Origin of the sequence: Venatorbacter sp. C2-1 (assembly GCF_022832715.1) — a bacterium.
Classification (GTDB): domain Bacteria; phylum Pseudomonadota; class Gammaproteobacteria; order Pseudomonadales; family Oceanobacteraceae; genus Venatoribacter; species Venatoribacter alkanivorans.
This window is the reverse complement of sequence record NZ_CP094879.1, coordinates 3,672,503-3,695,134: the sequence shown is the minus strand read 5'-3', so window position 1 is coordinate 3,695,134 and position 22,632 is coordinate 3,672,503. Positions and strand designations below refer to the sequence as shown.

Sequence of the window (22,632 nt, the reverse complement as noted above, 5' to 3'; positions counted from 1 at the left end):
TGACTGAGTATAATCTGAAGGTGGGGTGCAGAGGTACTGATTACTGCAATTAGCAGTTACAGGCATCCCCCTGTCTGGTCGCGCTTTTGTGCAATACCCATAATGACCGGCACTTCATCTTCGCCCTGTTGCATGGTGAAAGCCTGTTGCAGGCTGATGGTTTTGAATAAACACTGATCGAACGCGGCCTGTATTTCTTCTGCAGTAAATCCTGGTGCCGGATCTCCGGCTTCTTTCTGCCAGTCCCATTGCACAAAGTATCCCTGTGGTTTCAGCAGCTGCCTGAACAGTACAAGGCTGGCCTGATAATCCGGCAGAAAAGCACAGACGGACGATGCAACAATCAGATCGAATGTGTTGTGCATCGGCTGGCTGTTGCTGCTGTTCAGGCCGATGGCCAGAGGTTCTGCTTTGGGCAGGTTTTTAGCGGCGAGAACACCGATCATTTTTTCGGAAGAATCAACGGCGACAATACGTTTGGCCTGTGGATGCAGGAGTTCGGTTAAGCGGCCGGTGCCACAACCGAAGTCCAGTATGGTCAGGCCGTCGCAGTTTATTGCCTGAGTAAGAGATTGATAAGCCTGCTGCGAATAATGGATAACACGCTCATCGCTATCCCATTGATCTGCATATGCATCCCACTCACTCATGCTGTTATTCCCGCGTTAATCATCAGATGAATGCAGGGTAGAGTGTGCGGATGGTTTTCACAAGTCAGTAATCACCTATTAAAAGGCTGCCCTGCGGAACCTGAAGAGCAGCCTGGCAGTCAAGAACGGTTAACCCGCACTGCGCAGTAAATCGGCCACACCGGCGCGGACTTCGGCGACCAGTTCGGCCTCATCAAGGCCGCAGACCTGACCGTTGTTTACCACCATGCGGCCATTAATCAGCGAATACTTTACGCTCACCGGTTCTGCACATAGCAGTGGTGCAATCACTTCGCTGTGTACCCCGGCAAAACGCGGCGAGCCGATATCGTACAGCACCAGATCGGCGGCTTTGCCGACGGCAATATCGCCACAGTTATTCAGCCCTAATAATTGCGCACCGTTATGACTGCCCCAGCGGATAATCTGTTCGGCATGAGTCGCATCGGCACCGTTAACGGCGCGGTGTAAAAGCCAGGCGAGATTCAGCTCCTGAATCATAGAGCCGGATTCGGCCGATGCTGAGCCGTCCACGCCGAGGGTGATGTTCATTCCTGCATTCTCCATTGCCAGCGCCGGAGCAATACCGCTGCCGAGACGACAGTTGGAGGTCGGGCAATGGGCAATGCCGGTATCGCTGGCGGCCAGTTGCTGAATGGTGTATTCGTCGCTTTTGACCAGATGCGCGAACCACACATCGTTCCCTAACCAGTCGCAGCGGGCGGCGTAATCGATGGCGCGCTGGCCATATTTTTCCTGCGCCTGAATATCGTCGAAACTGACCTCCAGTAAATGCGAGTGCAGTTTTAATTGCCGCTCCCGTGCCCAGGCCGCCAGCGTGCGTAAATCATCGGCTGTGGCGGAATGTACCAGGCTGGTGGGAGCAACAACTAAGCGGCGCATGGCGTTATCGCCGGCCTGATGATATTGCCGGTAGCTGCGCTCCATCCGCTGCATCACCAGCTCAACATTTTCCGGCTGAATACCGTGTTTAAGCATACCTTTATGGCTGCCCTGTACGGTGGCGCTGCCACGGCAAAGTACCAAACGGATTCCTAACTCGTCGGCCGCGGCCCATACCGCGTCTTCCACTTCCGGGCTGGAGCCGGCATGGTACAGATAATGGTGATCGGCACAGGTGGTTGCGCCAGAGCGCAGCAACTCATAAAGACCGAGACGCGCGGCGTGATACATTAATTGCGGTGAAATTTTCGGCCAGAAACGATAGGGCACTGACCCCAGCCAATCGCCTAACGCCTGATTTAAACCTTCGGGCACACCTTTTAAAACCGACTGCGCCAGATGGTGGTGGGTATTCACCAGCCCCGGCCAGACCACACAGCCGGTGGCATCAATAATCTGTTCGTCATCTGCGGGCAGCAGCTGTGTGCCGATTTCACAGATAAGGCCATCGCGGATACGGATATCGCCTGCGGCCTGCTGGCTTTTATTGCCAGCAGCGGTATGAGCTGTATTCGGGGAGGATGAGTCGGGCGCAAAGAAAATAGCGCGGGCATTACGGATCAGGGTATTCATTAGGGCTCCTTTAAACTGCAAAGAGCAATGTCCCGGAGGCTGATGCCTGTCCTGACCGCTTATACTCTTGAAACTTTTACGGCAACGTTTTTTAAATTTTTAACAGAATGGTTTTATTACCCGGTTAAAATTATCGCAATCCCTGTGCTTTTCCAACTTTTTTTATGAGATTTTTCTGTTCATTTTTTTATATCAGGATGTTTCATTTTTGTGCGCATAAATAAAGCATCCGTCTTTTTGTTGCCTGTCTTTGGTGCAAATCCGGCGCGGGCTTTGCGCTTAACCTCAGTATTCACGCGATAAGGACGGTTGGCACAACGGTTGCTAAAAATATTTTGTACATGTTTTGAGTAGAAGCAGTCAGGGGTTGAAGACAACGTCAATCCACGGGTCATTGCTCACTGTACGGCGGATAGTTATCTGTGGACGAAGACGGACGCAGGGCTGCCGGCGCAGTGAAGACAGTGGCGATGACGACAGTAGTAATAAAAAAAGTCTGCAGGTTAAGTCCGGATAATTGTACTCAGCCAATAACGATTACGCAGATACTCAGCATGATCACGCCTTTTCTTTTCTGCCCGCCCCCGGCGTTACATCTTCTCCATCGATAACTGCCTGATCGGTCCGGCAAGCAGCAGTGGCTGTTTGCTCTCATACTCAGGAGTGAACGATGAAAAAAACAGTGAATAATCCTATTAAATCCCCGACTGTACGGCAGCGCCTGTTACCGCTGCTGGGGCTGGCTTTATCGTTAACCAGCATGACAGCGCTGGCGGCAGATAAGGTCAGCTTTCAGCTGGACTGGTTGCCGGGTGGCGATAAAGCGCCGGTTTATGTTGGTCTGCAGCAGGGCTTCTTTGCGGAGCAGGGACTGGACGTTAAGGTTGCACAGGGGCGTGGCTCCCACGATGCCATTACCAAGCTGGCAACCGGCAATGCGGATATTGGTTTATCGGATCTGGTGGCTTTATTGCAGGCAAAAGCGGCGGAAGAGGTTCCGGTTTCGGCGGTTTATTCGGTATTTTCCGAAGCACCACATGCGTTTTATGTACGCAGCGATTCCGGTATTAACAGCGTCGCCGATGTTGCCGGTAAAAAAATAGCCACTTCGCCTTTTACCTCATCCAATGTGTTTCTGCCGTTACTGCTGGATGTTAATAAGGTGGATGAAACTTCCATCAAGTTACTGAAAGCCGATCCGGGAGCGCTGAATCCGATGCTGCTGACCGGAAACACCGATGTGGTGATTTCCTGGATTACCGATGCCGAAGTCTATAAAGCTCAGGCAAAAGAGGCCGGAAAAACCCTGAATGTACTGCCCTGGTACGACGCTGGGCTGGAATTTTATTCCACCGCCCTGATTGCCTCCGAGCGCTTTTTACAGGAGCGTCCGGATGTTGCTAAGCGCTTTATAAAAGCCTATGCCAAGGCCATTGATTTTACCTTTAAACATCCGGCAGAAAGTGCGGCTGCGGTTAAGGCTGCAGTACCAGAAGTGGATGCCGTGGTGGCGGAAGCAACCATTCGCTCAATTAATGGCCTGGTCTATAACGATGCCAGTAAGAAGGCCGGGCTCGGGCAGTTTGATACCGAACGGCTGGCAACAACCTGGAGCTGGACGGCCAAAGCACAGGGGCTGGATATCAACAGTTTTGATCCTGAGCAGGCAATTAAGCGGGGTTTTATCCCGGAAACCAGCCTCAGCAGTGCTGAATAAACAATTTTAATCTGGAGTATAAGCAGCAGGACAGCAAGCTTTTTGCTCATGCTGTCCCGGCATTGCTCCATGGTCTCTGCGCAGACAGCGGAATATTCCGCCGTTTGCTGCAGTTAACTGACTCTGGATAATCAAATATGAATAACGTAATCAATAATTCAACCAGCAATACAATCACGACAACTGACAGCCGTTATGGTCTTCAGGAACTGAATTTTGAACGTACCATCGGTGGTATGGGGCTGGAGAATAATGAACGCACCATTCCGCTCATTGATTTAACTGATTTTGAAATCCGCCGTGCTGAAATTCGTGAACAGCTGTGGCTGGCAGCAACGGATACTGGTTTTTTTCAGCTGATTAATCACGGTATCGATGTTGAAAAAGTGCGCGAGGCTTTTGCGCTGTCGGAGCAGTTTTTTGCGTTAAGTGCAGAAGACAAAGCCCGCTTTCCGTTAAAGGATGGTCTGAACGCCGGCTGGGAATTTATGGCGCAGGTTCGCCCATCGACCGGCACCGCCGATCAGAAAGAGTCGTATCAGGTTACGCTGCCACATATGGATAATCTGTGGCCGGATCAGACGCTGGTGCCTGAATTTCAGCGGGTGATTCTTGATTTTGAACAGCGCTCCTGGCAGCTGGGTATGCAGGTTTTATCCTGCTTTGCCGAGAAACTGGGATTTGCTCAGGACTTTTTTACTCAGGCTCATCGCCGCGACTCGGCCGAATATCAGAGCACGTTGCGGCTGCTGCATTATTTACCGCTGGCTGAGGGTGCGGTTGCCGAGGCGGGCATCTGGCGTGCCGGTGCCCATACCGATTTTGACTGCCTGACCATGGTCTTTCAGAAAACCGGGCAGGGCGGCCTGCAGGTTTGTCCGGGCAAAGAAGCGCTGCAGAATCAGGAATGGACCAGCGTGATTCCACAGGATGACATCATTACCTGCAATATCGGCGATATGCTGATGCGCTGGAGTGATGACAAGCTGAAATCAACCCTGCACCGGGTGCGTATGCCAAAACCCGATGAAGCCCGTGGGCCGCGTTACAGTATGGCGTTTTTCTGTCAGGCCAATAAGGATGTAATGATCCAGGGGCCGGAGAAAAAGTACGAAGCGATTTCCGCCCGTGACTATCTGCTGCAGCGCATTAACGCCAACTTTGCTGCCGTTCAGGCTGCTGAAGCGCAGAAATAACCTTCTGCCGCTGTAAAATATCCGGCCGTTGAGTGGCCGGATACCTGTCTCCTGATTGTCGTTCTTAATAGACTTGTCATAAATCCAGGCGCTCTGCATGTCGGTTATGACAGGATTCTATATAATTTTTTGGATTGATAAATTCTCTTATATCTCTTCTGATTCTTTCGCCACCTTCAGTTTTATTCCTGATCTTTACTTTCTTTACTATCCAGTCTGTATATTAATCCGATGATTTTACTCAGGTTTTTCTCCGGCTGAATAAGTTGGCCGGAAACGTCATAGAATGAATCTAGATAACCAAGCCTTATTTAGCGCCAATGGTTATTAATCCGGGCGAAATATCAGCCTGCAGCGTATTTTGTCTTATTGAGCTTATTTCGGCTTAACGTCTTTACTGTATAAAAAACAACGAGGGACTGGTCGCGCCTTGCTGCACCAGAAATCAATAACAGCAGCAACGTGTGACCGGCCCTGTATAAATGGATGTTGTGGCGGAGGTGGTTATGACGGGAGTCTGGCTCAACCGGATTTGGCATGCCGTGTTATGGATACCTGTCGTCTTTTTCAGTCATCCGTTGCTGGCCAAAAATCTTTACGGCGACAGCAATCTTAATCTTCCCGTTGGCGTTACCCATATGAGCCGCGAAGTGTATTCGCTGCATATGATCATCTTCTGGATCTGTGTGGTAATTGCCGTTGTTGTGTTCGGCGTGATGTTCTGGTCACTGATCCGCTACCGTAAAAGCAAGGGCGCAAAGGCTGCTCACTTCCACGAAAACACTCTGGTAGAAATCCTCTGGACGGCGATTCCGCTGGTTATTCTGGTGGTGATGGCGATTCCGGCAACGGCCACTCTGCGGAAAATTTACGATACCAGCGAAGCAGAAATGGACGTGATGATCACCGGTCATCAGTGGCGCTGGCATTATGAATATTTAGGGGAAGACATCAGCTTCTTTTCCAACTTAGCGACTCCGCCTGAGCAGATCGATGGCCGTGAGCAGAAAGGCGAGAACTACCTGCTGGAAGTTGATCAGCCGCTGGTGTTACCGGTCGATACCAAAATCCGTCTGCTGCTGACCTCAAACGATGTAATTCATTCCTGGTGGGTGCCACAACTGGCCGTTAAAAAAGATGCAATTCCCGGTTTCGTGAATGAAAACTGGACCAGAATAGACGAACCCGGAATTTACCGTGGGCAGTGCACCGAACTCTGTGGTCGTCTGCACGGCTTTATGCCCGTTACGGTTAAAGCCGTAAGCAAAGAAGACTACCGGCTCTGGCTGAGTGAACAAAAACAGCAGGCTGCAGAAAAAGCCGCCGGTAATGAACGGGACTGGACGTTACCTGAACTGATGGCTCAGGGCGAAACGGTTTACAACACTTATTGTGCTGCCTGTCATATGGTTAACGGGCAAGGTATTCCTCCGGCATTTCCGGCACTGGCCGGCAGTCAGGTTGCGATAACCGCGGAAGGCCGCGACACGCATATCGAGCGGGTACTTTACGGCAAGTCGGGTACTGCAATGGCGGCCTTCGGCAGTACGTTATCGGCCGCCGATCTTGCTGCCGTAATTACCTATGAACGCAACGCCTTTGGTAATAACACCGGTGATGTTGTGCAACCCGCCGAGATAAAACAGAAGCTTAAACCAACGGAATAATCCGCAGATAACACGCAGGCCGATACGCGGTATAAAAAAGATGGAACACTGATGAGGTGAGTCATGACGAGCAACAGTTACAGCAGCGCAACAGAGCACGCCCATGCGCCACAGCTCAGTGGACTTAAACGCTGGTTGCTGACAACCAATCACAAAGAAATCGGCACCCTGTACCTGATTTTTTCCCTGACCATGTTTTTTATTGGCGGCACTATGGCGCTGGTCATCCGTGCTGAACTTTTTCAGCCGGGTTTACAACTGGTACAGCCGGAATTTTTTAATCAGATGACCACTATGCACGGTCTGATCATGGTGTTTGGTGCGGTGATGCCGGCCTTTGTCGGGCTGGCTAACTGGATGGTGCCGTTGCAGATCGGTGCGCCGGATATGGCCTTGCCACGTCTGAATAACTTCTCTTTCTGGTTACTGCCGCTGGCGTTCTCGTTACTGTTGTCGAGCCTGTTTATGGAAGGTGGCGGCCCGAATTTTGGCTGGACTTTTTATGCGCCGCTGTCGACAACATACGCACCGCCATCGACTAACTTTTTTATTCTGTCGATCCATCTGGCTGGTATCAGCTCCATTCTGGGGGCCATCAATATCATAGCCACTATTCTGAATATGCGTACTCCGGCGATGAAACTGATGGATATGCCACTCTTTGTCTGGACCTGGCTGATCACCGCCTTTTTATTACTGGCGGTGATGCCGGTGCTGGCCGGTGTGGTAACCATGATGCTGCTGGATATTAATTTCGGCACCAGTTTCTTTAATGCTGCCGGTGGCGGTGATCCGGTACTGTTCCAGCATCTGTTCTGGTTTTTTGGCCATCCGGAAGTGTACATCATGATTCTTCCGGCTTTTGGCATCGCTTCTATGATCGTACCGACCTTTGCCCGTAAGCGTTTATTTGGTTACCGCTCTATGGTTTATGCCACCGCATCCATTGCCATTCTGTCGTTCGTGGTCTGGGCACACCATATGTTTACCGTGGGACTGCCTTTGGCGGCGCAACTGTTTTTTATGTACGCGACCATGCTGATTGCGGTACCGACCGGGGTAAAAGTATTTAACTGGGTGGCCACGTTATTCCATGGTTCTATCAGTTTTGAAGTCCCCATGCTGTTTACCCTCGCCTTTATTGTGCAATTTACGATTGGCGGTTTATCCGGTGTGATGCTGGCGATAGTGCCGGCGGATTATCAGTATCACGATACCTATTTCGTGGTGGCACATTTCCATTATGTGCTGGTTCCCGGCGCGGTCTTCGCTATTATTGCCGGTGTCTATTACTGGCTGCCGAAGTGGACCGGGTTCTACCCGGACGAAACCCTCGGGCGCTGGCATTTCTGGCTGTCGGTAATTGGTGTGAATTTAACCTTCTTCCCGATGCACTTTTCCGGACTGGCGGGTATGCCGCGGCGCATTCCGGATTACGCCCTGCAGTTTGCTGATTTTAATTTGCTGTCTTCCATTGGTGGTTTCCTGTTCGGTATTTCGCAGTTATTGCTGATCTGGGTTGTGGTGCGTTGCGTGCGTGGTGGCAAGCCGGCACCGGATAAAGCCTGGGAAGGTGCAGAAGGGCTTGAATGGCAGGTGCCCAGTCCGGCACCGCTGCATACCTTTTCCACGCCACCGGAATTTATTCCGGAACGTGATTCGCCAGGACGGGCATAAGCATGAACAGCCTGCCTTTAAACCGTCAGCAACAGGGCGTACGCCGTACCCTGTGGTGGTTGTTGCTGATGCTGGCAGGCAGTGTGGCTTTTACCATCGCACTGGTGCCACTTTACGATGTGTTCTGCGAACTGACAGGTCTTAATGGCAAAGGCGTTAATTCTGCCCGGGTATTGCAATCTACGGGCATCGACCAGCAACGCAATATTGAGGTACAGATGATTACCCGCACTGCTGCGGGAATGGATTGGCATTTTTCTGCAACGCTGAGCCATAAAGCGGTACATCCGGGAGAGATTCATCAGATGTGGTTCCGTATGCAGAATCTGGGCAGTACGACAGGGCGGGCGCGGGCCGTGCCCAGTCTCAGTCCGGCGGAGGCCTCAAATTATTTTCTGAAACTCGAGTGTTTTTGTTTTAACGACCAGCAGCTGGCTGCCGGAGAAAGCCTGGAAGTGCCGGTGGTCTTTCAGATCCGATCGGATTTACCCGAAGATCTGCACCGGCTGACGCTGGCCTATACCCTGTATCCGCAAACTGGCCCCTGAAATCAGGACCGGGAGGTTGCAATGAGTGGTTCCTACTACGTACCGGCCAGCAGTAAATGGCCGATTCTGATGGTGGTTGTGCTGGCTTTTTTGGTTGTCGGCGCAGCATCCAGTCTCAGCTTTGGCCATGGCTTCGGTATTTTTCTGGCTGGAGTCGCTGGTGTACTGGTGATGATGTTTGTCTGGTTTCGCGATGTCATTCATGAATCACGCAGTGGCCTGTACGATGCGCAAATGGATCGCTCATTCCGCATGGGAATGGCCTGGTTTATTTTTTCCGAAGTGATGTTTTTTGCCGCCTTTTTCGGCGCCTTATTTTATATCCGTGTGTTTGCTTTACCCTGGTTGGACGGCGAAGGTGAAAAAGGTATCAGTGCACTTTTATGGCCGGATTTCAGCGCCAGCTGGCCGTTGTTAAAAACACCATCAGATGCCTTTACCGGCCCGGCAGAAGTTATCGACCCCTGGCACCTGCCCTTGCTAAATACGTTGCTGCTGGTCAGCTCCAGTATCACGCTGACCATCGCCCATCATGCCCTGAAAAAAGACCGGCGTAATAATGCCAAATTATGGCTGCTGCTTACTCTGATTCTGGGTTTCAGTTTTCTGGTTGTGCAGGGTATTGAATATGTTGAAGCCTATACCCAGCTGGGTCTGACCTTACAGGCCGGGGTGTATGGCGGCACCTTCTTTTTACTCACCGGTTTTCATGGCGCACACGTTACGTTAGGGGCCTGCATCTTAACGGTTATTCTGCTGCGTTTATGGCGTGGCCACTTTTCGCCACGCTCGCATTTTGGTTTTGAGGCGGCCAGCTGGTACTGGCACTTTGTCGATGTGGTGTGGCTGGGATTATTTATTTTTGTCTACGTTGTCTGAGGCATTGCCTCAGCAACATGACGCTCAGTCGGGTAATTGCCCGGAATAAAATCCGTAAAACAGCAGGGCTAATAACACCACGGCAATACAGACCCGCCAGGTCAGAGAAGTAAGTACCCGCTGTGAACGTGAGCCGTCACGCACCAGAAATCCGGCGGCGGCAAGCAGGCTGACCAGCATGGCAGCAAATAACAACAGGATGGCAAGCTTAAGCATGGCGATTCCTCAGGTTGTGATAACAACAGTACTCAGCACAGCAGATAAACGCGCGCACAGCAAACAGCGCCGACGCGTTTATGGCTGGTGGAGCGGCTGGTTACTGCTGTTTGCTCTGGGGCTGGGGCTGGCCAACTGGCAATGGCAACGGGCGGAGGAAAAACGCCAATGGCAGGCGGCGCCGCGGATAACTGAAGTTAATCCGCAAACCCTGCCGCAGATGAATCAGGCTCTGCAATTACAGGGTATTTTTTATCCGCAATTTAACCGCTGGCTGGATAACCGCACACTGAATGGTCAGGTTGGACTGGCGCTGATTACTCCTTTGCAAAGTACTGATGGCCGCTGGTGGCTGGTGGATCGTGGTTTTGTGGCAACGGCTGGCAGCCGAGCCCCACAGCCCTGGCCGGATACCGCCTTAACGCTGCAGCATCTGCAGGGGCACTGGCAGACGCTTGATGGGCGGCAGGGGTTATTGCTCGGTGCTAACGATGATGGTCAGCGTATTCAGCAGCTGCGTACCGATGTCTGGCCGCAACTGGATTTGCAACCCGGCGTACTGCATCTGGATAACGGCAGCAGTGGCCGCTGGTGGCAGCCGCTTGGCGTCAGCCGTGAGCGGCATCTGGGTTACGCCGCTCAATGGCTGTTACTGGCGCTGGCGGCACTTGCTCTGGCCTGGCGTTACCGGCCAAAGCTGAAAGCTCCGCGGGTGCGGGTCTGCACTCTGAAGGCAAAAAGGAGGTGGCTGTGAGTAACCGCGTAAAATTACTGTTATTGCTGGGATTATTAATGGCTCCCGTGCCGGCGGCACTGGCGATGTGGTACTGGCAGATTGGCATTCCTGAAGCACGCGTCGCGCATGGTGAGCTGGTACCGGATATTCCGCCGCTGAGTCAGTGGGCGCTGACTCCGGCCCCGGCGCTGCAGGATGGGCGCTGGCATTTGCTGTATCGCTGTGCGGCGGAGCCCTGTGATCTGGATGACAGTTTATGGCGCTTACACCGCACACTGGGGCGCGATGCTCCGCGTCTGCAACGCTGGCAGCTGAGCAGCACACAGGCGAAGAACACCTTACCTCCCGGTGGTCAGCGTCTTGTCTGGCAGGCTCCGGCCGCTCTGACGCAGGATATTTGGCTGGCCGATCCGCAAGGCAATATCGTGCTGGCCTATAGCGCTGACAGCAGCATCAAAGACATTCTGCGGGACGTGCGCTATCTGTTCAGGCGCAATCCGTTCAGCAGCATGCAGGCGGAAACTCTGGCGCTGCAATCGGCCGGCCACAACAGCCATCTCCTGCCGGAGGAGCGCTATGAATAATCTGAAAATAGTGCGCACGCTGGCGCTGCTGGCCGCCTGTATGGCTTTTACCGTGGTGATGCTGGGCGCGGCAACCCGTTTGCTGGATGCGGGTCTGGGCTGTCCTGACTGGCCGGGTTGTTATGGCCGCTTAGTCGTCCCGCAGGCTCATATCGCTGCGCAATTTGCACCCCACGCACCGCTGGAAGCAGAAAAGGCCTGGATGGAGATGATTCACCGTTATCTGGCAGCTTCCCTTGGGCTGATGGCCATGTTGCTGGTGTTCTTCAGCTGGCGTGCCCGCACTCAGGCACCGGGTCTGCTGCGCTGGACATCGTTACTGCTTGGTCTGGTCATTGTGCAGGGCGCTTTTGGTGCCTGGACGGTAACGCTGAAACTCTGGCCCCAGGTGGTGACCCTGCATCTGCTGGGGGGCTTCAGCTGCCTGCTGTTACTCAGTTTTATTGCCTGGCGGGTGCATCAGCCTGAGGCTGCTGCAGTGTTCCGCGCAGTGACGCAGGTGCCGACGGTGCGGCGGCCGCGGATGCTGTGGCTGGCGTTGTTGTTACTGGTATTGCAGATTGCTCTGGGTGGCTGGACATCGAGTAATTATGCCGGCATTGGCTGTATTGGTTTCCCCACCTGTAATGGCCAGTGGTGGCCGGAGATGGATTTTTCCAGCGCCTTTCATCTTACTCAATCGATCGGCCCGGATTATTTATATGGCCAGCTGCATGCCAGTGCGCGCAGTGCGATCCAGTGGACACACCGGCTGGTGGCGCTGGCGCTGGGGCTGACCTTGCTGGCGCTGTACTGGCAGGCGCAGCGCAGTGAGCAGAGGCGTGCGGTTCTCTGTTGTCTCGGTCTGTATCTGTTGCAGGTGGGTCTTGGAATTGTACTGGTGGTCTGGTCATTGCCGTTTCCACCGGCGCTGCTGCATACCGCCGGTGCGGCGTTATTGCTGCTGGCTGTGGTGTATTGCGGCCTGATCTGGCCGCGGCAAACAGAGCCCGTAAATCAACGGCAGAAAACCTGGCATCTGGCGGAGGAAGTAATATGAGCAGCCTGGTATTAGCAGAAAAAAGCAGCCGGCAGTTAACCCGCCCGCAGTGGCGGGATTTCTGGGAGCTGGGTAAGCCACGAGTGGTACTGGTGATGCTGGTTTGTGCTTTAGTCGGCATGGTGCTGGCGACACCGGTATTGCCGGATATCGGGCGGGTGATATATGCCACGCTGGGTATCGCTATGGCAGCGATGGGAGCAGCGGCCTTTAACCATTTGCTGGATCAGCGGCTTGACCGTTTAATGCTGCGTACGTCAAAACGTCCGCTGGCACAGGGACGTATTCCGCCCTGGCAAGCAGCGCTTTATGCCAGCCTGTTGTCACTGCTGGGACTGAGTCTGTTATGGCTTGAGGTGAACCCGCTGACCTCGGCGCTGACAGCGGCCGCATTGCTGGGTTATGCGCTGATTTATACCCGCTTTTTAAAACACGCCACTCCACAGAATATTACCATTGGCGGACTGGCCGGAGCGGCGCCACCGTTACTCGGCTGGACGGCAATCACCAATCGTGTGGAAGCCGATGCATTGCTGCTGGTGCTGATTATTTTTGCCTGGACGCCACCGCATTTCTGGGCGCTGGCGATTCATAAACAGGATGAATACCGCCGTGCCGGAGTACCTATGTTGCCCATTACCCATGGCGAAGGTTTTACCCGTTTGCAGATATGGCTGTATGCCTGGCTGACGGTGGTTATGACGCTGATGCCTTACGTCAGTGGTATGTCGGGGCTGGTGTATCTGTTGTTGATTGTGCCGTTAAATATCCGCTTTATGCAGATTAACTGGCGGGTATGGCGTGCCACCTCGGTGCAGGCGCCGATTCAGGCGTTCTGGTTTTCGATCCGTTATATTCTTTACTGCTTTGCGGCGTTGTTGCTGGATCATTGCCTGCCGGTTTTCTGAGGCCGTTGTTCAATATCCGGGCGCATCTCAGATTATTGCGCCTGCAGCCGGGCAACCGCCCCCTGGATCCACAGCGCCAGTTCATCGGCAGGCATATGTGGGTCGAGGACTCCCAGTACCTGACCATAACTGCTGCTCAGTAATAATTGCGCAGAATGATCCATGCTGTACTCCAGTGCCCCTTCCTGTACGACCTTACGGTAATAAATCCCGAAAAACTTTGTCAGTTGCAGCAGTTGTTCGGTATCAGGCTGAACGCCAAGAATGGCGGCATGAAAGTGGCGGGTATAAGGGCGCAGTACGTCGATCGTATCGCGCTCCGGATCAACGGTAATAAACAGAGGTTGTACCAGTTGCACGGTTTCAGGTGGTAATTGCTGCAGTGCTTTGCTGACATTCATCAGCGTGGTGGGGCAAATATCCGGACAATGGCTGAAACCGAAAAACAGCAGCAGAAGCTGATTATCAAAGTCGCTTAAGCGCCGCTCGCCTGCGGTTGTGTTTAAACTCAGCTGGCGCAGTTGTTCGGCTTCGCCGCGAGTCTGGGGCAGTGGCGAAAACTGGTTGTCGGCAATCGGAGAGTTATCGCAGGCACTCAGTAAGAACAACGTCAGTATTAACCATCCTTTGCGCATACCGCCTCCTGATGACGTTTTATGGCCTGCATCAGGTATAGCAGATTAAACCCGTCCGGGTATGACAGGCGTATGGATTAAGCCGTTATTCTGCCGCTGTCCTGAAGCTCCTTAAGATTTTGCATCCATCAGAATCTGCAGTGCCTGCAGACGTTTTTCCCGGTCAAAAATATCGTTGGTGAACATTAATTCATCTGCGGGTATCTGGCTGACCAGAGTCTGCAGCTTGAACTTAATGCTGGCGGCACCACCTGTGACTGACAGTGCCAGAAAGGCATCGACCTGAGCTTTAATCTGCGGATTCCAGAGACCTTCCATGCTTTCTACCGGCGGTGGCAGATAGAGTGGTTGTCCCTGCATTAACGCCATAATCCGCTGCTGACTGCTGGTGGCGAGAAAACGCGCTTCATCGTCACTGGCGGCAGCGATGAGTGGCAGGCAGAGAATGACATGTGGTTTCTGCAATGTGGCGGAAGGCTGAAAACGATGGCGGTAAAGGGCGATCGCCTCACGCGCCAGACGCGGAGCAAAGTGCCCGGCAAAGGCATAAGGTAAACCGCGCTCGGCGGCCAGCTGGGCGCTGAACAGGCTGGAGCCCAGCAGCCAGATTTCTACCGCACTGTTGGCGCCGGGGTAAGCTTTAACGCGTTTGTGTGCGCCATCGGCTCCCAGCAGGGTTTGTAATTCTTCCACTTCCTGCGGGAAATGTTCGGCGCGCATATCGTCACGGCGCAGGGCGCGGCTGGTCAGCGGGTCGGTACCGGGAGCACGGCCAAGGCCAAGGTCAATACGGCCGGGGTACAGCGCATCCAGTGTACCGAACTGTTCGGCGACAATAAGCGGCGGGTGATTGGGCAGCATAATGCCCCCGGAGCCAACGCGGAGACGTTGCGTGCGTGCTGCGACCTGACCAATCAGCACCGCGGTGGCGCTGCTGGCGACCCCTTCCATATTGTGATGCTCGGCCAGCCAGAAACGGTTAAAGCCCAGCGTGTCGGCATGTTGGGCATAATCGAGCATAGAGGCCAGCGTCTGCGCGACCGTAAAACCCTGTGGCACCGATGCCAGCTCCAGCAGCGAAAAAGGAATATCTGCCAGTGAGGTCATAATGTGGCCCGCCATGAATGCAATGAAAGGCTCACAGAGTGCCACAGGCGCAGGGTAGGCACAGCGTGTTATCCGGGAAAGCTTTGTTGCATGCAGGCAACGGTGGTGTGACAGCAGAGTGTCTGTCTGTATGGAGGGATGGATGCGTCCAACTGACACCCCATAAACAGGGTATTTATCTTCGAACGATTCGCCGGGCAGCACGTTCGCCGCTATTGGGATGTACTGGGTTTGCTACCGTTCCATTTCTTCGAATAAGCATTTTAGCCACTGGTAAGCCTGATCGAGTCTGGGGTCGTTGCTGCCTTTCAGGTACACAAACCAGAATGACCGGTTCAGGTTTACCCGAATATCAAACGGCTGTACCAGGCCATTTTTCGCCATCCACTTATTGATCGTTGGAAAAATACCCAAGGCGACCCCGACCCCCTCACACGCCAGTTTGATCGCAGCCAGGTAGGAGTCACACAGAACAGGTTCCTGCTCTGGTAAGCGATCAGAACCCCAGAAATAGGGCCCCCATGTATCCATATCGGGCAGAGAATAAAGCAAGCGGTTCTGATACAAAGTATCCGGAGACATATCGGCATGCTGAGATAAATAGGTCTCACTGCACACGGGGGACACCGACCCCTTCGCCAACAGCCGGGCCTCAAGGTCGGGCCAGTTACCTTCACCAAAGCGCACCGCAGCATTCATCTGATGGAGAGCGAAGTCGACGTATGATACGCGGGCATCCAGACGCAGTTCGGTATTGGGAACATACTGAGAAAACCGCAGATAATTCGGCATGATGACTTCCTGTGCCACAAACAACGAAGCACTGAGGTGAAACACTTTGTCATCAAACTGACGTTTAAACTGAATATAGCCCTGCTGGTGGCGGTTCAGGATGTCGCTGGCCAGAGCAAAATAATACTCGCCTTCGCGTGTGAGGCTGAGGCGCCGGGTATGACGATGAAAGAGTGGCTTGCCCAGCCAGGCTTCGAATGCCTTCACCTGTTGTCCTACCGCCGGGGCCGTTACGCACAGCTCATCAGCTGCCCGTTTAAAGCTCAGATGACGGGCGGCTGCCTCGAATACGGGTAAATACTGGATCGGCGGTGTCTGGCGATAGTGCATACTATAGAAAATTTATTCTTTTCCAAAAGCCTATTATTTGCTGTTTGCCGGCTTGTTATCAATAGAATATATTTTTCTGCCGAATTGATAGCCAAGGTTTCCTATGATTGCTCCACTGTATATAGCCATTTTTTCACTGATGTTTACCCTGTTAAGTTTTCGCGTGATTCGCCTGAGGCAGACTGCCCGGGTGGCCATTGGCGATGGGGGAGACAAAGCTCTCAGAAGAGCCATCCGGGTACATGGCAACTTTGCGGAATACGTACCGCTGGCATTGATTCTGATTTTTGCCGCGGAATCACTGGGGATGAGTGCGGTATGGGTTCATGGATTGTGTCTTGCGTTATTGATTGGACGTCTGTTTCACGCTTACGGTGTTAGTCAGGTGAAAGAGCCTTTGCTGTTCCGCCAGCTAGCGTTATCAATCAATGGCCTTGTTATGATCATCGCTTCCGTATGGCTTATTACCCGCTATTTATAAGAATTAAAAAGAGTCTTTTGGCTTTTTAATTCACTACCGGAGTCGCAAATGAAGGCTGTGTGAAAAAGCCGGAGCAGATGACTTGATAAAAAAGTGCCCGCCGGGAAGCGGGCAATGCTGTAAATGATCAGCCAGCGGTATAGTGAGAGTGGAAGTGCGGCCCGCAGGCCGCAGGTAAGATCAGAAGAAACCCAGCGGGCTGGTGCTGTAGCTGACCAGCAGGTTTTTGGTCTGCTGATAATGCTCCAGCGCTTTTTTGTGGGTTTCGCGGCCGATACCGGATTTTTTATAACCACCGAAGGCGGCGTGTGCCGGATAGGCATGGTAGCAGTTGGTCCAGACCCGGCCGGCCTGAATATTACGTCCCATGCGGTAAGCCAGATTCATATCACGCGTCCAGACGCCGGCACCCAAACCAAACTCGGTATCGTTGGCGATGGCCAGTGCTTCGGCTTCGTCTTTAAAGGTGGTGACGCTGATTACCGGGCCGAAAATTTCCTCCTGGAAAATGCGCATATCGTTTTTACCGTACAGCATGGTTGGCTGAATGTAATAGCCTTTGCTGAGATCGCCGTTTAACGCTTCGGCATTACCGCCGAGCAGCACTTTGGCGCCTTCAGTTTTACCAATGGCAATGTAATTCATAATGCGTTCGTACTGTTCTTCCGAGGCCTGAGCACCAACCTGGGTGTCGGTATCCAGCGGATTGCCACGGATGATTTTTCCGGCACGGGCCACGACCATTTCAATCAGATCGTTATAAATACTCTCCTGAATCAATGCACGTGACGGACAGGTGCAGACTTCACCCTGATTAAAGAAAGCCAGAGTCATACCCTCAACACATTTGCTCAGGTAATCATCTTCGTGCTGCATCACGTCGGAGAAATAAATATTCGGTGATTTTCCACCTAATTCTACGGTGCTTGGAATTAATAAATCGGCGGCACATTTCAGAATATGCTGGCCCACCGGAGTGGAGCCGGTAAAGGCAATTTTGGCAATACGCTGGCTGGTGGCCAGCGCCTGACCGGCTTCTTCGCCGATGCCATTGACAATATTCAGTACGCCGGGTGGCAGCAGGTCGCCGATCAGCTCCATTAATACCAGAATGGATGCCGGGGTTTGCTCCGCCGGTTTCAGTACCACACAGTTACCGCCCGCCAGTGCCGGGCCGAGTTTCCAGGCGGCCATTAACAGCGGGAAGTTCCACGGAATAATCTGACCAACAACCCCGAGTGGTTCATGAATATGGTAAGCCACGGTGGTTTCGTCGATTTCGGCCATGGTGCCTTCCTGCGCACGCAGACAGCCGGCGAAATAACGGAAGTGATCCACCGCCAGCGGAATATCGGCGGCCAGGGTTTCGCGTACCGCTTTGCCGTTATCCCAGGTTTCGGCTACGGCCAGCATTTCCAGATTCTGTTCCATACGGTCGGCAATGCGCAGCAGAATATTGGAGCGTTCGGTAGCGGAGGTCTTGCCCCAGGCCGCTGCCGCATTGTGGGCTGCATCCAGTGCCAGTTCGATATCGGCGCCATCGGAACGTGGCACCTGACAGAACACCTGACCATTGACCGGGCTGATGTTGTCCATATAGCGGCCGTTAACTGGTTTAACCCAGTCACCACCGATATAGTTCTGATACTGGCTTTTAAAGCTGACGACCGAGCCGGTCTGTCCGGGGTTGGCATAAATCATGGCGTTCTCCTTGTTATTGTTCACACGCAAGCCTTGGACTTTTGTCTGGGCTTAGCGGGTTGTGTGAGTTCAGGCTATGTGATCTGATGATTAACCACTTGCCTGAGCGTCTGAATGACTGTGCTGAGCGTCCATGCTGCTCAGTCTCAGCCGGAAATTTTGTCAGCGACAGACATAAGGCATGGCCGGCAGGCCCGCATAACAAGCAGATAAAAAATAATTAAAACAAAGAGATACCGCACAAATGTCAGCGGTAACAGGAGGTCAGAATGCGCGATTCAGGTCTGGCAGCTCAGGCGGCGTTTAACCGTCGTAATCTTGTTCGTGGTTCTGGCCCGCAGCAGCTGGTGGAAAACCGCACGGTCTTTGCCAGTCATGGCGCTGAACTGTCAATCTACGACACTTTTGCCTCTGCAGAAAAAGTCCGCCTCGATGCGGAAGAAATTCTTTACTGCGGCATGATCAGCGGCAAAAAAGTACTGCACGGTAAAAATCATTTTAATTCGGCTTTTTTACCCCATGAATCTTTTGTCATGGCGCCAGGTGAAACCGTTGCCATTGATTTCCCCGAGGCCACTCTCGATAACCCAACCAGCTGTTTAACCCTGGGTATCAGCCGTGAGCGGTTGCGTGATGTCTGTGATCAGCTCAACCAGAAGAACCCGTTACCGAAAGAGCTGGGTTGCTGGCGCCCGCATGATGATCATGTGCTGCATCTGTTTCATACCGAGGCAACGCAACAATTGCTGGAACGTATAGTCGGCAGTTTTGTGCATAACGATGATGACCGTGATCTGGTACTGAACCTGGGTGTTACTGAATTACTAACCCGTATGCTGCGCCAGCAGGGACGCAGCTTTTTACTGAATTGCGCGCGCCATGACCCGACATTAAATGGTCTGACGGAAACGGTTCGTTATATTGATGATCATCTGGCGGAAACCGTCGATATTGAGCAACTGTGCCGTGTTGCCTGCATGTCGCGCAGTAAGTTTTATCAGCAGTTCCGGCATGTGATGGGGACCGGGCCGATGGAATATATCCAGCAGCGCCGCCTTGAACGGGCGCGGGAATTACTGCAGAGCGGCCGTTCTGTTACCGAAGTCTGCTATGACGTCGGCTATGTGAATGCCAGTCACTTTACCCGCCGTTTTCATCAGCAGTATGGTGTGTCGCCCAGAGATTATTTAAAACAGCATCAGATTAACATGATCTCCGCCTGAAATCTTTTATCTAGGGCCTGACAGCCACTTTACGGAAAATCACTACTCGCGGGCTGTCGCGCCAGACAACCTCAAGATCATAATGCCGGGCAATCCAGTCCGGCGTTTTTTCCTGCATAAACACCACATGAGTCGGGTCGCGGGTGTAATGCCAGCGCGAAAAATATTCTGCATCTGTCCAGCGGCTGGTCATTAAACCGAGATAACCACCTTCACGTAATAGGCCACTCAGCCTGCTCAGCTCAGCGTGCGGATTATGAAAATGTTCAAAGCACTCGGTGGCGGTAATAACATCGTACTGACTGCGTAACTGGGCAGGAAAGAAAAACGGATCGTAGTCATCGCAGGCAATACCTGCAGCTGCCAGCAGTTTTGATAATGTCGGCCCCGGCCCGCAGCCGTAATCGAGTGCCTGCATGCCCGGTGTTAATAATGGCAGCAGGGGGGTCAGCAGGTGCTGCAGAAACTGCACATAACCGGCATCTTCAATGCTGTTTTCATGGGTGGCGTAATAAGCTTTTTCGTCATCCGCACTCAGCCATTGCTGTGGGTCGGCAAAGGCAAGTGAGCATTGGCTGCAGCTGAGGTAACGGCGTTTATCTGCACCCTGAAGTTGCTGGTGCGGACCCTGATCAGAGCACAGGGGGCAGGGCTGGGTGCAGGGTTGATTCATGCGGATTCCTTCGGTTTGAGAGAGCGCTTTGGCAGGGAGGCGGGCGGCAATATAACACTGCGCCAAGAGTGCGGCGATGGCGAAGCGCTGTGATGACTAAGTGCATTAATGGCGAAGCGCAGGGAACAATATAAACCCCGGCCAGGGCATTCTGGCCGGGGGGGTGTTACCTCTCAGGCGCTGCGCAGTTGCTGGTTGCTGTGCAGTAACCGGCTCAGTGCGGCGATCAGGATACGGATTTCTTCCGGACTGATCGTCAGTGCCGGTAACAGGCGGATAACTTTCTGCCGTGTGACATTAATCAGCAGGCGCTCTTCCAAAAGCGCACGTCTGGTCAGATCCGGAATCGCTTCTTTCAGCTCAATACCCACCATCAGTCCGCGTCCGCGGATGGCGGCGACCTGAGGATGGCCGGCCAGCGCCTGGGTTAATCCTTCCAGCAGTTGCCTGCCCAGCTCTGCCGCCCGTTCGGCCAGCCGGTCACGCTGCATGATACTTATCACGGTATGACCGACGCGGCAGGCCAGCGGATTGCCACCAAAGGTTGAACCGTGCTGCCCCGGCGCAAACAGGTTTGCTGCCGCACCACGGGCGAGGCAGGCACCAATCGGCAGACCATTGCCCAGACCTTTGGCAAGGGTGATCACATCCGGTTGGATATCGGCATGCTGATAACCGAAGTGGCGCCCTGTGCGGCCCATGCCGGTCTGCACCTCGTCGATCATCAGCAGCCAGTTATTGGCCCGGCACAGGCGCGCCAGCGCCTGTAAATAATGACTGTCTGCCAGTCGCACGCCGCCTTCGCCCTGCACGGTTTCCAGCAGTACTGCACAGATCTGAGGGTTGCCATCCAGTGCATTCAGGGCCGTGCTGTCATTCAGTGGCAGACGCAGAAAGCCCGGCACTAAAGGCTCAAAACCCTGCTGCGCTGCCGGATTTCCGCTGGCGGTCAGGGTGGCCAGGGTGCGGCCATGAAATGCACCGTCCATAACCACAATCTGCGGTGCTGTAATCTGTCGCTGGCGGGCATGCAGGCGTGCCAGCTTGATGGCGGTTTCGTTGGCTTCGGCACCGGAATTACAGAAAAACGCTTTCTCCATACCCGTCAGGCTGCACAGTGTGGCGGCGAGGGTTTCCTGCCAGGTTACGCCGTACAGGTTGGAACTGTGCATCAGGGTGGCGGCCTGAGCGCTGATGGCTGCGGTAATTTCCGGGTGAGAGTGCCCCAGATTGGTTACCGCGACACCGGCCAGACTGTCGAGATACTGATTGCCCTGATCGTCCCACAGGCAGCTGCCTTCGCCGCGCACAAAATGAACCGGCAGGCGCTCATACACCGGCATTAAACAGGCTGAACTCATACTTTCTGATCCGTTTCGTCTTCATTGTAAGGTTGATAAATCACTTCCCGGCTGATCAGGCGGATACCCTGACGCGAGGATTCAATAATGCGTTTTTCGTCGCTGGCGACCATCACTTCGGTGCGGAAACCGGCCTCCTGTGGAAAGCGGCTGCGGATCTGCTGTATCAGTTCATGCCCGGTATTGGCTGCCGATTCAAACTGGCCCAGCAGGCTCTGGTTCTGCCAGAGCAGGATCTTAAACTGGCTCATGGGTGTAATGTCTGTGTTGATCAAAGGCTTCGGCCTGGCCCAGCCAGGTATGAAAAATACGTACCCCCAGCATCTGCAGGCGCGGCCCGTGCTGGCGTGCCTGCTGGCGGATATCGGCCAGCGCAATGCCGGCCTGCTGCAGCTCACAGCAATGGCCAATCAGCCACTGCTCAATGCGGCGGTAATCGGTTTCCAGATGAAACTGCAGCGCCAGACCATAGTCGCCGAGGGCAAATGCCTGCTGTGGGCACAGCGCCGAAGAGGCCAGTAACCGGGCTTCGGCAGGCAGCGAATATTGCTCACCGTGCCAGTGCAGCACCGGGCACTCCTTAAGCACAGCCAGTGCCGACTCCAGTCCCTCAGCACTGAGCTGAATATCGCCATAACCGATTTCTTTGTGCCCCATCGGCTGTACCGTGCCGCCCAACGCTTTGACCATCAGCTGGGCGCCAAGACAGATGCCCAGCGTTGGCCGTTGCAGGGTCAGACGTTGCTGCAGCAACTCTGTCTCACGCGCCAGAAATGGGTAATCCTGACCGTCATTGGCGCTGATTGGCCCGCCGAGTACGACCAGCAGATGCGCCTGCAACAGGGCATCGTCATCAAGAAAATCAACGCCGGCATCGTAGTAGTCAATCAGATAGCCGCGCTCAATCAGCACGCTTTCCAGAATACCCAGCCCTTCAAAGGCCAGGTGGCGGATAACACAGGCTCGTTTCATCATG

At 53.6% G+C, this 22,632-nt stretch carries 23 protein-coding genes; 12 read left to right on the top strand and 11 right to left on the bottom strand.

Annotated features, from left to right (window positions below):
* Window positions 1–56 precede the first annotated feature (56 nt).
* Together MT343_RS16520 and MT343_RS16515 are read right to left on the bottom strand one after the other, a co-directional pair.
* Window positions 57–650 carry a class I SAM-dependent DNA methyltransferase gene (locus tag MT343_RS16520; protein WP_145466564.1) on the bottom strand — a complete coding sequence of 198 codons (594 nt, stop codon included), beginning with the start codon at window positions 648–650 and terminating at the stop codon, window positions 57–59.
* Window positions 651–779: 129 nt separating this feature from the next.
* Window positions 780–2,186 (bottom strand): amidohydrolase family protein, encoded by a 1,407-nt coding sequence (locus MT343_RS16515; protein ID WP_145466563.1) that lies wholly within the window; start codon window positions 2,184–2,186, stop codon window positions 780–782.
* Between the two features lie 670 nt (window positions 2,187–2,856).
* Between MT343_RS16515 and MT343_RS16510 the strand changes: the two genes are divergently transcribed.
* The 6 genes from MT343_RS16510 (at window position 2,857) to MT343_RS16485 (ending at window position 9,870) form a co-directional block, all read left to right on the top strand.
* Window positions 2,857–3,903, top strand: coding sequence for an ABC transporter substrate-binding protein (locus MT343_RS16510; protein ID WP_145466562.1), 1,047 nt, complete (start codon window positions 2,857–2,859; stop codon window positions 3,901–3,903).
* 137 nt (window positions 3,904–4,040) lie between these two features.
* Window positions 4,041–5,099: an isopenicillin N synthase family dioxygenase gene (locus tag MT343_RS16505; protein WP_145466561.1), complete on the top strand. Its 1,059-nt coding sequence runs from the start codon at window positions 4,041–4,043 to the stop codon at window positions 5,097–5,099.
* A 578-nt stretch (window positions 5,100–5,677) separates the two neighbouring features.
* Window positions 5,678–6,766, top strand: a complete 1,089-nt coding sequence (coxB, locus tag MT343_RS16500; protein WP_371736701.1) for a cytochrome c oxidase subunit II — start codon at window positions 5,678–5,680, stop codon at window positions 6,764–6,766.
* 63 nt (window positions 6,767–6,829) lie between these two features.
* Entirely contained in the window at window positions 6,830–8,443 is a 1,614-nt protein-coding gene (gene ctaD / locus MT343_RS16495; RefSeq protein WP_145466559.1) for a cytochrome c oxidase subunit I, read from the top strand.
* Window positions 8,444–8,445: 2 nt separating this feature from the next.
* A complete protein-coding gene (locus MT343_RS16490) occupies window positions 8,446–8,991 on the top strand; it encodes a cytochrome c oxidase assembly protein (RefSeq protein WP_145466558.1) in 546 nt (181 codons plus the stop codon).
* 21 nt (window positions 8,992–9,012) lie between these two features.
* Window positions 9,013–9,870, top strand: a complete 858-nt coding sequence (locus MT343_RS16485) for a cytochrome c oxidase subunit 3 (protein WP_145466557.1) — start codon at window positions 9,013–9,015, stop codon at window positions 9,868–9,870.
* Between the two features lie 24 nt (window positions 9,871–9,894).
* Here MT343_RS16485 and MT343_RS16480 read toward each other — a convergent pair whose 3' ends face one another.
* A complete protein-coding gene (locus MT343_RS16480; protein WP_145466556.1) occupies window positions 9,895–10,086 on the bottom strand; it encodes a DUF2909 domain-containing protein in 192 nt (63 codons plus the stop codon).
* Between MT343_RS16480 and MT343_RS16475 the strand changes: the two genes are divergently transcribed.
* From MT343_RS16475 to MT343_RS16460, 4 genes are read left to right on the top strand one after another with little or no spacing between them, the layout of a single operon-like run.
* Entirely contained in the window at window positions 10,085–10,840 is a 756-nt protein-coding gene (locus MT343_RS16475) for an SURF1 family protein (protein ID WP_186435775.1), read from the top strand. The two genes, MT343_RS16480 and MT343_RS16475, sit on opposite strands and share 2 nt — an antisense overlap.
* A complete protein-coding gene (locus MT343_RS16470) occupies window positions 10,837–11,406 on the top strand; it encodes a hypothetical protein (protein ID WP_145466554.1) in 570 nt (189 codons plus the stop codon). The genes MT343_RS16475 and MT343_RS16470 overlap by 4 nt, the downstream gene beginning before the upstream one ends.
* Window positions 11,399–12,445, top strand: coding sequence for a COX15/CtaA family protein (locus MT343_RS16465; RefSeq protein ID WP_145466553.1), 1,047 nt, complete (start codon window positions 11,399–11,401; stop codon window positions 12,443–12,445). The genes MT343_RS16470 and MT343_RS16465 overlap by 8 nt, the downstream gene beginning before the upstream one ends.
* On the top strand, window positions 12,442–13,353 hold the full coding sequence (locus tag MT343_RS16460) for a heme o synthase (protein ID WP_145466552.1): 912 nt from the start codon (window positions 12,442–12,444) through the stop codon (window positions 13,351–13,353). Before MT343_RS16465 ends, MT343_RS16460 begins: the two co-directional genes overlap by 4 nt.
* Before the next feature lie 32 nt (window positions 13,354–13,385).
* On the opposite strand, the gene MT343_RS16455 is transcribed toward MT343_RS16460, so the two are convergent.
* From MT343_RS16455 to MT343_RS16445, 3 genes are all read right to left on the bottom strand, one after another.
* On the bottom strand, window positions 13,386–13,988 hold the full coding sequence (locus MT343_RS16455; RefSeq protein ID WP_145466551.1) for an SCO family protein: 603 nt from the start codon (window positions 13,986–13,988) through the stop codon (window positions 13,386–13,388).
* Between the two features lie 111 nt (window positions 13,989–14,099).
* Window positions 14,100–15,095, bottom strand: a complete 996-nt coding sequence (locus MT343_RS16450) for an LLM class flavin-dependent oxidoreductase (protein ID WP_145466550.1) — start codon at window positions 15,093–15,095, stop codon at window positions 14,100–14,102.
* 234 nt (window positions 15,096–15,329) lie between these two features.
* Complete coding sequence (locus MT343_RS16445) at window positions 15,330–16,217, bottom strand: LysR family transcriptional regulator (RefSeq protein WP_145466549.1); 888 nt, start codon at window positions 16,215–16,217, stop codon at window positions 15,330–15,332.
* A 103-nt stretch (window positions 16,218–16,320) separates the two neighbouring features.
* Between MT343_RS16445 and MT343_RS16440 the strand changes: the two genes are divergently transcribed.
* Complete coding sequence (locus MT343_RS16440) at window positions 16,321–16,698, top strand: MAPEG family protein (RefSeq protein ID WP_145466548.1); 378 nt, start codon at window positions 16,321–16,323, stop codon at window positions 16,696–16,698.
* A gap of 180 nt (window positions 16,699–16,878) precedes the next feature.
* Here MT343_RS16440 and exaC read toward each other — a convergent pair whose 3' ends face one another.
* Window positions 16,879–18,399, bottom strand: coding sequence for an acetaldehyde dehydrogenase ExaC (gene exaC, locus MT343_RS16435; protein WP_145466783.1), 1,521 nt, complete (start codon window positions 18,397–18,399; stop codon window positions 16,879–16,881).
* A 269-nt stretch (window positions 18,400–18,668) separates the two neighbouring features.
* Between exaC and MT343_RS16430 the strand changes: the two genes are divergently transcribed.
* The gene (locus MT343_RS16430; RefSeq protein WP_145466547.1) at window positions 18,669–19,622 is read left to right on the top strand and encodes a helix-turn-helix domain-containing protein; all 954 of its coding nucleotides are present in this window, start codon (window positions 18,669–18,671) and stop codon (window positions 19,620–19,622) included.
* 10 nt (window positions 19,623–19,632) lie between these two features.
* On the opposite strand, the gene MT343_RS16425 is transcribed toward MT343_RS16430, so the two are convergent.
* The 4 genes from MT343_RS16425 to MT343_RS16410 all read right to left on the bottom strand — a co-directional run bounded on the left by MT343_RS16425 (window position 19,633) and on the right by MT343_RS16410 (window position 22,631).
* Window positions 19,633–20,295, bottom strand: a complete 663-nt coding sequence (locus tag MT343_RS16425) for a class I SAM-dependent methyltransferase (protein WP_145466546.1) — start codon at window positions 20,293–20,295, stop codon at window positions 19,633–19,635.
* Between the two features lie 173 nt (window positions 20,296–20,468).
* Complete coding sequence (locus tag MT343_RS16420) at window positions 20,469–21,656, bottom strand: aspartate aminotransferase family protein (RefSeq protein ID WP_222428440.1); 1,188 nt, start codon at window positions 21,654–21,656, stop codon at window positions 20,469–20,471.
* Entirely contained in the window at window positions 21,653–21,907 is a 255-nt protein-coding gene (locus MT343_RS16415) for a hypothetical protein (RefSeq protein WP_145466545.1), read from the bottom strand. Before MT343_RS16415 ends, MT343_RS16420 begins: the two co-directional genes overlap by 4 nt.
* On the bottom strand, window positions 21,894–22,631 hold the full coding sequence (locus tag MT343_RS16410) for a glutamine amidotransferase (RefSeq protein ID WP_145466544.1): 738 nt from the start codon (window positions 22,629–22,631) through the stop codon (window positions 21,894–21,896). The genes MT343_RS16415 and MT343_RS16410 overlap by 14 nt, the downstream gene beginning before the upstream one ends.
* Window position 22,632 lies beyond the last annotated feature (1 nt).